The organism is Citrobacter sp. wls615 (genome assembly GCF_005281355.1).
GTDB lineage: Bacteria > Pseudomonadota > Gammaproteobacteria > Enterobacterales > Enterobacteriaceae > Citrobacter > Citrobacter werkmanii.
Map to the genome: position 1 here is coordinate 42,665 of NZ_SZXM01000017.1, position 10,832 is coordinate 53,496.

General features: G+C 48.9%; 10 protein-coding genes. 2 read left to right on the forward strand and 8 right to left on the reverse strand.

Annotated elements, in window-relative coordinates; all coding sequences use genetic code 11:
* The first annotated feature begins 27 nt into the window (after window positions 1-27).
* A complete protein-coding gene (locus tag FDX04_RS05205; protein WP_137361051.1) occupies window positions 28-405 on the forward strand; it encodes a MysB family protein in 378 nt (125 codons plus the stop codon).
* On the opposite strand, the gene FDX04_RS05210 is transcribed toward FDX04_RS05205, so the two are convergent.
* From FDX04_RS05210 to mdoG, 3 genes are all read right to left on the reverse strand, one after another.
* Window positions 406-633 (reverse strand): YceK/YidQ family lipoprotein, encoded by a 228-nt coding sequence (locus FDX04_RS05210; RefSeq protein WP_038639644.1) that lies wholly within the window; start codon window positions 631-633, stop codon window positions 406-408.
* A 76-nt stretch (window positions 634-709) separates the two neighbouring features.
* Window positions 710-3,238 (reverse strand): glucans biosynthesis glucosyltransferase MdoH, encoded by a 2,529-nt coding sequence (gene mdoH, locus FDX04_RS05215; protein ID WP_042309231.1) that lies wholly within the window; start codon window positions 3,236-3,238, stop codon window positions 710-712.
* Window positions 3,231-4,766 (reverse strand): glucans biosynthesis protein MdoG, encoded by a 1,536-nt coding sequence (gene mdoG / locus FDX04_RS05220; protein ID WP_087857802.1) that lies wholly within the window; start codon window positions 4,764-4,766, stop codon window positions 3,231-3,233. The genes mdoH and mdoG overlap by 8 nt, the downstream gene beginning before the upstream one ends.
* 270 nt (window positions 4,767-5,036) lie before the next feature.
* Between mdoG and mdoC the strand changes: the two genes are divergently transcribed.
* Window positions 5,037-6,197 carry a glucans biosynthesis protein MdoC gene (gene mdoC, locus FDX04_RS05225; protein ID WP_137361008.1) on the forward strand — a complete coding sequence of 387 codons (1,161 nt, stop codon included), beginning with the start codon at window positions 5,037-5,039 and terminating at the stop codon, window positions 6,195-6,197.
* A gap of 20 nt (window positions 6,198-6,217) precedes the next feature.
* Here mdoC and FDX04_RS05230 read toward each other — a convergent pair whose 3' ends face one another.
* The 5 genes from FDX04_RS05230 to csgB form a co-directional block, all read right to left on the reverse strand.
* Entirely contained in the window at window positions 6,218-7,705 is a 1,488-nt protein-coding gene (locus tag FDX04_RS05230) for a phospholipase D family protein (RefSeq protein ID WP_137370542.1), read from the reverse strand.
* Window positions 7,641-8,180 carry an O-acetyl-ADP-ribose deacetylase gene (gene ymdB, locus FDX04_RS05235; protein ID WP_137361007.1) on the reverse strand — a complete coding sequence of 180 codons (540 nt, stop codon included), beginning with the start codon at window positions 8,178-8,180 and terminating at the stop codon, window positions 7,641-7,643. The genes FDX04_RS05230 and ymdB overlap by 65 nt, the downstream gene beginning before the upstream one ends.
* A 569-nt stretch (window positions 8,181-8,749) precedes the next feature.
* Entirely contained in the window at window positions 8,750-9,082 is a 333-nt protein-coding gene (csgC, locus tag FDX04_RS05245; protein WP_042309242.1) for a curli assembly chaperone CsgC, read from the reverse strand.
* 60 nt (window positions 9,083-9,142) lie between these two features.
* The gene (gene csgA, locus FDX04_RS05250; protein WP_042309244.1) at window positions 9,143-9,592 is read right to left on the reverse strand and encodes a curli major subunit CsgA; all 450 of its coding nucleotides are present in this window, start codon (window positions 9,590-9,592) and stop codon (window positions 9,143-9,145) included.
* A 40-nt stretch (window positions 9,593-9,632) separates the two neighbouring features.
* Window positions 9,633-10,088 (reverse strand): curli minor subunit CsgB, encoded by a 456-nt coding sequence (csgB, locus tag FDX04_RS05255; RefSeq protein ID WP_079224689.1) that lies wholly within the window; start codon window positions 10,086-10,088, stop codon window positions 9,633-9,635.
* Window positions 10,089-10,832 lie beyond the last annotated feature (744 nt).

Consider the following 10,832-nt stretch of genomic DNA (forward strand, 5'->3'; position numbering starts at 1 on the left):
TAGGAGAAGATTATGGCAAAGAATGACATGTATTTTTATGCCACGCTGGAAGAGGCTATTGATGCTGCTCGTGAAGTGTTTCTGGCAGATAACCCGGGTCTGGAGGCTGACGATGCCAGTGTTCAGCAGCTAAGCGTACAAAAATACGTGCTACAGGATGGCGACATTATGTGGCAAGCAGAATTCTTTGCCGATGAGGATGATGTCGATGGTGAATGTCTGCCAATACTAAGCGGTGAAGCGGCGCAAAGCGTTTTTGATGGTGATTATGATGAGATTGAAATTCGCCAGGAATGGCTGGAGGAAAACACCCTCCACGAATGGGATGAAGGCGAATTCCAGCTTGAGCCGCCTCTGGATACCGAAGAAGGTCAGACGGCCGCCGACGAGTGGGATGAACGATAATTACTCATAAGGCCCATGGTGGATGTCCAGAGGGAGCAGCAACGTATCAAACACCAGCGAAAAAGGCAGATCGAGGATAGTAACGTAGCGCCATGCTGAATCGCGGACATCCCATTGTACGCCTGGATAGTATTGGTTGCCGTGCCCTTGTCCTGGGATGGTCCGGCTAATAATGCTGCCGCATCCGCTCAGGAACAAGACCATTATCGCCACTGCCACTATTCGCATCTGGTACCCCATGACTCTTTTTATTAAGTATAAAAAAATACCGGCACCAGGCCGGTATTTTCACATTACAGAACGCTTATTTTTTCCTGAGCGCTAACGGATTCAGGGTCAGACCCTGATAGTAATTCACCCACGAAGAATACTTATCAGGTGAATTCCAGACGCGATAATGTAAACGCGCCATGGTCACCGGATCGCTTAACAGCACAAGGCGACGATCGCGATTCAGTTTCTCCGGCGTTTCGTTCAGCGCCTGCTCCACATGACGGTCGCGTGCAATCTCAAGAACGTTACTGGCGCGGTGGCGCGCAGTCGCCATTGCCGTCGCCAGCGCGTTAAACGACGGGTTAAACACCGCATGCATAAAGCCGTCGTCCAGCGTACGATTACGGTTCATCACCAGGTAGTTATCTGTATCCACCAACACCTGTGGCGGAGAGTACTCTTCCGGGATCAGGAACAGCTTCCAACGTTTGGTTCGTAACCCAACCGTAGAACGACTGGAAATTACGGAAACAAACGGCGAGAGGATCAGCGAGAAGACAATCGGCGCCAGCCAGAACAGAAAACGCAGATCCAGCCAGGCCATACCCACAGCCCACACCAGCCCCAGCAGTAGCTGAGAACCGTGACGCATAAACGCTTCCCCCCACGGGGTTGAATCGTCATCACGCTGCGGCGAATTCCACACCACTTCCCAACCGAGGAATGCGCTCACCACGAAAACGGTATGGAACAGCATACGCACCGGCGCCAGCAGCACAGAGAACAGAACCTCCAGCAGCAGCGACAGCGTGACGCGAATAAATCCACCGTACTCTTTCGTCCCTTTACACCAGATAAGCAAAATGCTCAGCAGCTTCGGCAGGAACAGCAGCACCATGGTGGAGGCAAACAGCGCGATCGCCAGTTCAGGACGCCACTGCGGCCAGACCGGGAATAGCTGCCGCGGTTGCAGGAAATACTGCGGCTCCGTCAACGCATGGACTACCTGCAAGGCGGTAGACAGCGCGAGGAACATGAACCACAACGGCGCTGACAGATAGGACATAACACCGGTCAGGAACACCGCGCGGTGAACCGGGTGCATCCCCTTGACCAGGAACAGACGGAAGTTCATCAGGTTACCGTGGCACCAGCGACGGTCACGCTTGAGTTCATCCAACAGGTTTGGCGGCAGCTCTTCATAAGAACCCGGCAGATCGTAAGCGATCCACACGCCCCAGCCGGCACGACGCATTAATGCCGCTTCCACGAAGTCATGGGAGAGGATCGAACCGGCAAATGAGCCTTCACCTGGTAACGGCGCCAGCGCACAGTGTTCAATAAACGGCTTCACGCGAATGATGGCGTTATGACCCCAGTAGTGCGATTCACCCAACTGCCAGAAGTGAAGTCCGGCGGTAAACAACGGGCCATAAACACGGGTCGCGAACTGCTGGCAACGCGCATACAGCGTATCCATACCGGAAGCCTTCGGCGAAGACTGGATAATCCCGGCGTTCGGATTTGCTTCCATCAGACGTACCAGACCGCTGAGACAGTCTCCGCTCATCACGGAGTCAGCGTCGAGCACTACCATATAGCTGTACTGATTCCCCCAACGGCGGCAGAAGTCATCGATGTTGCCGCTTTTGCGCTTCACACGACGACGACGACGACGGTAGAAAATCTGCCCTTCGCCCTGCACTTCAGCAATCAGTTCCATCCACGCTTTTTGTTCCGCTACGCAGATATCTGGGTTGTAGCTGTCGCTCAGGATGTAAACATCAAAATGCTCAGCGTTGCCCGTTGCTTTAACCGACTCCCACGTGGCGCGCAGCCCCGCGAATACGCGGTCAACGTCCTCGTTACAGATAGGCATAATCAGTGCGGTACGGTGTTCAGGATTCAGTGGTTCATCCCCTACCGTTGAGGCGGAGATACTGTACTTATCTCGCCCAATCAGCAGTTGCAGGAAGCCCATCAGCGCGGTCCAGAACCCCGCAGAGACCCAACAGAAAAGTACGGCAAACAAAATCAGAATGCCGGTCTGTAGCATGTAGGGCAGCAGTTGCATAAAGGACACCCACAGGTCCTGCCCCATCATGTCGACCGGATTTATGAATGCCCAACCCTGGTACGGAAGGATCGTCTTCATATACCAGGTTGCTACGACCGTTTGCGCCAGCGTTAAGATCAACAGCGTATAGCGGCGGATTGTGCCAACGGTACGCCATTTTTGCTCGCTCTCTTGTTCTTCTTTCGTCAAACGCGAAAGATAACGCGGAGTCACATCACGTCCACGCAGACGATCCCAAAAACGACCAACCGGGTTGGTACGCCAGGGATCGGGGAACATCGAAGTACGCGTTGCTTTTGGCATCGCCTGAAGCTGATCGCGTCCTTCATCGTCCTTAACCAACTGCTCTTTCGCCAGAGAATCTGGCCATGCTTGCTCAAGGCGAGCTTTCACTGAACCCTGCGGTGAATCATCTTCGCGCGAGTAAGTACGATGCTCGGCATCCAGCGCCTGATGAACGGCGCGGATGTCAGTTTTCGGCAGTGCCGCTTTTTCGATATCCGAAAGCGGCATTGCGTCAATATACTCAGTTGTCTTATTCATTGGCAGGTAACTGGTAGCTCCAGGTTTCACTCAACGTCTGATCGGCATTGACCAGAGCTGCTCGCATTTCAGTGGTTTTCTTCACGTCTTTCACCTTCACGCGCAGCATCAAACGCCAACCTTTAGTGACCGGGTTGTAACGCACGGTGTTTTCAACGATCTCGCCGTTGTCGCCAATGCTGGTTTGTGCGGTAACCGGGGTATCCTGCGGCAGCTTTTTCATGTCTGCGCCGGTAAAATCCACCACAAACGCGATAGTACCGTCTGGCTGACGAATCAGATTGGATTGTTTAACATCACCCGTAGAACGACGAGTCTGCTGTACCCAGGCATTTTCCGGCGCATGAAGCTTGTCTTCATCACGCGTGAACGTCAGGGAGTACTTGAAGTTCATCTCTTTGCCCGCTTCAGGCAGTTGATCCGGCGTCCAGTACGCGACGATATTATCGTTCGTTTCATCGTTAGTCGGAATTTCAACTAACTCAATCTTACCTTTGCCCCAGTCACCTTTTGGCGTGATCCAGGCGCTCGGACGCAGGTCGTAACGATCGTCAATATCTTCAAAACGCGAGAACTGACGACCACGCTGCAACAGACCGAAACCTTGCGGGTTTTCCATGGCAAAGCTGCTCACCGCGAGATGTTTCGGGTTGTTCAGCGGACGCCAAATCCACTCGCCGTTGCCAGCGTGGATAGACAAACCGTTAGAGTCATGCAGTTCCGGACGATAGTTCGTTGCCGGAGATGGCTGGTTTGGGCCGAACAGGAACATACTGGTTAACGGCGCCACGCCCAGCTTGCCCACTTTGTCGCGCAGGTAAACTTTGGACTGAACATCAACAACCGTGTCACGCCCCGGAATAATGACAAAGCGATACGCTCCGGTTGCGCGCGGAGAATCCAGCAAGGCGTAGATGGTTAAACGTTTGTCAGTCGGTTTCGGACGTTCGATCCAAAACTCACGGAAGCGGGGAAATTCTTCACCAGAAGGCAGAGCGGTATCGATCGCGAGACCGCGCGCAGAAAGACCGTAGACCTGGCCTGCGCCGAGAACACGGAAATAGCTGGCACCGAGCATGCTGACGATTTCATCGTTTTTATCTTTGCTGTTGATCGGATACAGCACCTTGAACCCGGCGAAACCGAGATCTTTTACCGTGTCTTTATCATGCTGAACATCGCCAAAATTAAAGTAATCCGGGCTATATTTGATTCTTTTCACCGCAGTGGCGGTAACTTCGTTGATTTTGACCGGCGTGTCGAAGTACATACCCTGGTGGTAGAACTCGAGCTTAAATGGGGTCTTGAGATTGCTCCAGTAAGCTTTATCGCGATTAAACTGGATCTGCTGATAATCCGCATATTTCATGTCGCGGAAAACGGAGGGCAAGTTACTTTTTGGCGCCTCATAGCCTTTACCGGCTAAGGATTGAGCTTGTTTTGCAACATCATCAATGCTGAACGCCCAGCTCGATGATGTGTACAGCGTTAACATGACTGCTGCACCCAACCAACGCATTTTCATCATTTGTAGTTTATGTTTCATAATTAGTAAGCACTTCCCCCTTTGTGTGCTTATATTGATCCGATCCATTTTAATGGATAATCGGGCATTCCGACAACTGAATCCCTGTATTGTTCGCGCGCTGGCTCATGCTTTAAGCAGCTTTGTCTGCTGTTTTCACTTTGCGTGCTTATCCTGGAGACAGGTTGTTGGACTTCGTGTAGGGTTGGCCTCGAATGTAACCATTATTCGTCTTAGGGATAAGACGAAAAGTCTGAGAATACGTAACTGTCTATGAGCTCTGTATCACCACCACGTGAATATTTTCTTGACTCCATCCGTGCCTGGCTAATGTTGTTAGGGATCCCCTTCCATATTTCTCTGATCTATTCCACCCATACCTGGCACGTGAACAGCGCAGAGCCGTCGTGGTGGTTGACCCTTTTTAACGATTTTATCCATGCGTTTCGCATGCAGGTCTTCTTTGTTATTTCGGGTTACTTTTCGTACATGTTATTTTTGCGCTATCCGCTAAAGCGGTGGTGGAAAGTACGTGTAGAACGCGTGGGAATCCCCATGCTGACGGCGATTCCATTGCTGACGCTGCCGCAATTTATCATGCTGCAATACGTGAAGGGCAAAGCAGACAGCTGGCATACTCTCAGCGGGTACGAAAAGTACAACACGCTGGCCTGGGAGCTTATTTCTCATCTGTGGTTTTTACTGGTTCTGGTGGTTTTAACGACCGTAAGCATGTGGGTATTTACCCAGATGAAAAATAAGACAATGCGTAGAGAAGGTGCTAACCCCTCTTCTGTGTCGATGAGCAAATTAACGCTGATTTTTATTTTATTGGGTGTCGGTTATGCCGCCGTCAGGAGGGCGATTTTCATCCTCTACCCTTCAATTCTCAGCGATGGCATGTTTAATTTTATTGTTATGCAGACGCTGTTCTATGTGCCTTTCTTTATGCTCGGCGCACTGGCGTTTATCAATCCTAATCTGAAAGCGCTGTTCACCACGCCATCGCGCGGCTGTACGATAGGCGCCGCATTGGCGTTTGTCGCCTACCTGCTCAATCAACGTTATGGCAGTGGCGACGCGTGGATGTATGAAACCGAATATGTCATCACCATGGTCATGGGACTGTGGATGGTGAACGTCGTCTTTTCACTTGGCCACCGTTTGCTGAATTTCCAGTCGGCCCGCGTAACCTATTTTGTCAACGCGTCGCTGTTTATCTATTTAGTGCACCACCCTTTGACGCTGTTTTTTGGCGCGTATATCACACCGCATATCTCATCGAATCTGCTGGGCTTTTTCTGCGGCCTGCTGTTTGTGGTGGGGATTGCGGTGATACTGTACGAAATCCATTTACGCATACCGGTGCTGAAGTTTCTCTTCTCGGGTAAACCGCTCGTTAAGCAAGATAAAAATAAAGCTGTGGCTGGCTAATTTTTCTCTCATTGTGTGGTTCAGAGCAGCCACTCAATGGGTAACACGGATGCAAGCTTCACCAGAACCCGCTTCCAGAATCCTGTGGCGGGTTCTTTTTTTAGTACCTGTTCGCTGCCGGAAGCGCGATCCACCCAATTAATTCTGCCCCAGCGGTCGAGGCGTAGTTGCCAGGCCATGTCACGCTGGCTCTGCATAAAACGTTTATGGATCACTTCAGCCAGCACTTCACTCTCAATCACAAACCCCATTTCCGTATTAAGCAGCGTTGAACGGGGATCAAAATTAAGCGAGCCGATAAATACTTTTCGGCCGTCAATACTGAAGGTTTTTGCATGCAGGCTGGACCCTGAATTACCGGTTAATCCGCGGTCGTGGACCACTGAAACGTGTTCGCGGGTAGGTTTAAGTTCGTATAATTCTACGCCGTAGCGCAGCAGTTTCTTTCGCCATCGCGCATAGCCCGCATGAACAATAGCCACATCATTCGCCGCCAGCGAATTGGTTAAAATAGCAATCTTGACGCCTTTCCTTACCATTCTCAAAAGCTGTGCTACCCCGGCGCGAGTTGGCACAAAGTAGGCGGAAATAATATCAATTCGCTCGCCAGGCGACCCCATCACATCAAACAAACGCTGTGGTAATAACGAATGGCGCGGCGCTTTCCCTTCACCTTTGGCAGGATCATCACTCAGCAAACGCGTTTTCGCCCAAATCAGCGGCAGCGACTGTTGATCAAGACTGGTCATAAACTGGCTGGTCTCCAGCTTGTGCAGATAGCGGCGAGTAATATCATCGTTATACCAGGATTCAGGCAGTTCGATACGCTGCAAGGAATCTGACTCCGACATCTCAAGTACGTTTTGTAACGTTGAAACAGAACGGCAGTGCCAGTAACGCTCAAAATCATCCGCAACATCTTTGACAACTGGCCCAATAGCCATGACGTCCAGATCGGAAAACAGCGGTTGCTCACCCGCCCCAAAATAGGCATCACCAATATTACGCCCGCCCACGATGGTCACCACACCGTCAGCGGTATAACTTTTATTGTGCATACGCCGATTAAGCCGGGCAAAATCGGTCAAATAGCCGAGGGCGCGCAGGATACGAAAGGAAAAGGGATTAAACAGACGAACTTGTATATTAGGATGGCTGTCCAGTAGCCGCAGCGTGTCATCAAGACCCGGCGTGTTGTTGTCATCCAACAGCAAGCGGACCTTCACTCCACGTTTCGCCGCAGCCAACAGGACAGAAAACAACAATAGCCCGGACATATCGTTCTCCCAGATGTAGTACTGCACATCCAGTGTACGTTCCGCCATTTCTGTTAGCCGATAACGAGCAGCAAAGGCATCCAGGCTGTCATCCAACGTAAGAATGCCACAGTCTCCAGAGTGGTTAGCGCAAAGTGGCGTGATAGCCCGCTCAAGTCGTGTCATATCAGTCGTTATTGTCACCTTGCTGGGCAAGTAGTCTCTTGTAGAGTTGAGCGTTTTCTTCGTCAAAACAAACAAAGTATATTTGATCAGGAAGCGTACGACGGGTAATAAATTTCAACACCGTGTTTACCGCTATTTCTGCCGCTGCTGCGCGGGGATATCCGTAGGCTCCGGTACTGATTGCCGGAAATGCAATGGATTGATACCCATTGGCCAGGGCCAGTTGCAGCGTATTCAGATAGGCCTCTTCGAGACGTTCAGCCTCATGATGCTCTCCACCTTGCCAGACGGGTCCTACGGTATGAATAACCGCTTTTGCAGGAAGTGCCCCCGCCAGCGTGATAACGGCATGCCCGGTCGGGCATTGTCCCTGTTGCTGAATAACCTGTTTACAGGCCTCCAACAATGCAGGTCCGGCAGCGCGGTGGATCGCGCCATCAACACCACCGCCTCCCAGTAGCGTTGAATTCGCCGCGTTGACAATCACATCAACTGCGATCGTCGTAATATCGCCGTGTAACACATGCACGCGAGATTGCATAAATTCCCCCTGACAAAACACGATTCGTTAAGTGTACAGCAGGGTTTTCCTTGAAATCTCACTTTTTAACCACAAGTTTGCATGTCTAAGCCAGAATGGTTCATTTATATTCAATGTTCAGAATCGCCATGTTTTTCTGTTCATTGAGGTAATGCATTTTCACAGTGGCAATTTGCTGCACATTCTGAGGGGCTGTCGTGACCTGTTGATGATTGTAGAGGGTATTACGGGTAGAGCCATTACGTATACAAGACAATTCGATCTGTTGTTGTCGAGTGCTAACGTCGCAGGGCGCTTCAACTATTGCACCGCGAAAATGAATAACCCCGCCAGACGAGATTTGCTGTGCCACTGCGGGGAGAGTAAAAAAAGATAACGTACAAAAACTGGCGCTAAAAATACGTTTAAAAAATGTACACATAAGGGTTCCTCAATGATTAGTCATCCTTGAGGGATCTGAATGATCCTTCACCGCTGCGAGCTACGATCAAATAAAACGTTGTACGTTTCTATATTCATAGAACAGCACCGCATTCCCAGCCACACCCTTAATGCAAATACGGCAAAAATTATGGCTGACTGGTTGAGTCAGGCCATTGTTGTGACAGATGCAGAGACTGCCCATCCGAAACGGTAACGATAATTTTGACCGAATCCCCAGGTGAAATATTAAAGCTCAGTTTGGTTAGTTCAATCGGCCGATTAGCGGGGACCGAAAGGCTTGTTTTCTGCTGCGATTGGCTTTGTCCCCCCTCCCCCTTACGAACGGCAAGAACTTGTACCTCACATACGCAAGGTTGAGTTAACGTCACCTGTGGAATAATGGTGTACATATCGCCTTGCTGGGTCGTATTGAATGTTATTTGATTTGCCAGCGCGGCAATGAGTAATAACGTATGCATCATATTCTCCCGAAAAAAAACAGGGCTCACGCCCTGTTTATTATCAGTCAGAAAACTGAATTAGTGTTGGTTAGCTGTGGCGTTGTTGCCAAAGCCAACTTGACGAATCAGCACATTGGAATCAGAAGCGGTCTGATTAACCAACGCACCGTTACGGCCACCGAACTGGGTCACGCTAATATCAGCATTTTTTGCATTCCACTGATCGATAGTGGCGCTGTTCTGGAAGCCGGTCTGTTTCAGGTTAATGGTACTGTCATCAGCACCTTGACCTACAACAGCCCCGTTTCCACGCCCGTGTTGTGTGATGGTGACATCTGATTTACGCGCATCACTTTGCAGAGCATTCGCTACGTTGCCTGTCCCATATTGGTAGATGCTCATTGAAGAATCAGGGCCATAGTTATTACCGCCGCCATGATGATTGCCGCCCCATTGCGGAACAACACCAGCCAGAGCACTGCCAGAAACTACGATTGCTGCGAATGCTGCCACTTTTAAAAGTTTCATGGTAAACCCCCATCGGATTGATTTAAAAGTCGTTAATGGATTAGCGTTGAGTTACGCGAATTGCCATATGCGACTGTCTCTGCACCACAACTGCTGTTTTTTGTGTACCATACTGGGTAATATTTGCTTTATTACCAGAGCCTTTCTGGATAATTACCGCTGTATTACCATAAGAACCTTGTTTAATACTCGCGTCATTGGAACTACCCACCTGATCAATATATGCAAAGTTATATGATCCCGTCTGGTCCGTTTTCGCCCGGTTACCAGAACCTTCTTGCGAAATGACCGACAGTAGCTTCGAGCCGCCCTGACGAATATTTGCACTGTTCGCAGTGCCGACCTGACCAATAATGGCTGCCTGATTAAATGAAGACTTACTTAATTCATTTACCGCAAAGTTATATTCTGAATTAGCTAAATCATAACTTGCTGCGGATGCAATCCCAGGCACACCCAGTATTGTAAACATCATAAATAACAACTTGTTTTTCATGTTGTCACCCTGGACCTGGTCGTACATGAAGTTAAATTAGTTACCACTCAAATTGTTGTTAACATGACTTACATTTGTTAACGCCACGTTACGATGAAGAGTATGTCCGCTGAAACATTTTAAATAACTCACCCGCCAGTGGTATTTTTATATTTGGATTCACCCCAAAGTATTAATTAACAACAAACAATACCGTTACCACCTTGAACTTAATTTCTTTTAAAGCCTTAAAAGTGAATTTCTATGCAGTGGCAGAAAAAGCGCATCCCCCTCCATTTCCGGGCTTCGTAGCATAGTGCTGCGATAGACATCGATACAAGTCGTGACAAGCGTCATTTTTTTCAATCTAAAATTGTCCAACTTAAATTCAGGCGAGACAACCTGAATTCATCAGGAATTCAAAGCCGAAAAATTTTAATTTTTTTATTTTAAATCAATGGGATATTATAATTTGTATGATTTTTTAAATCTATGCAATAAACCTAAAATGTACAACTTTACTATCAAATCTAAACTCAATTAAAACCCCAAAATCACATTTTAATATATAAATTTACATTATGTAACATGTTTAACACTTGCTTTAAGATTTGTAATAGCTAGATTGAAAACAGTTGAAGTCCATTTATTTTGATATTTTCACCCCGTTGGGTCGATATTTTATTTCTACACAGCAGTGCAACATCTGTCAGTACTTCTGGTGCCTCTATTTTAGGGAAGGTGCGAATAAGCAGGTCATTTCTT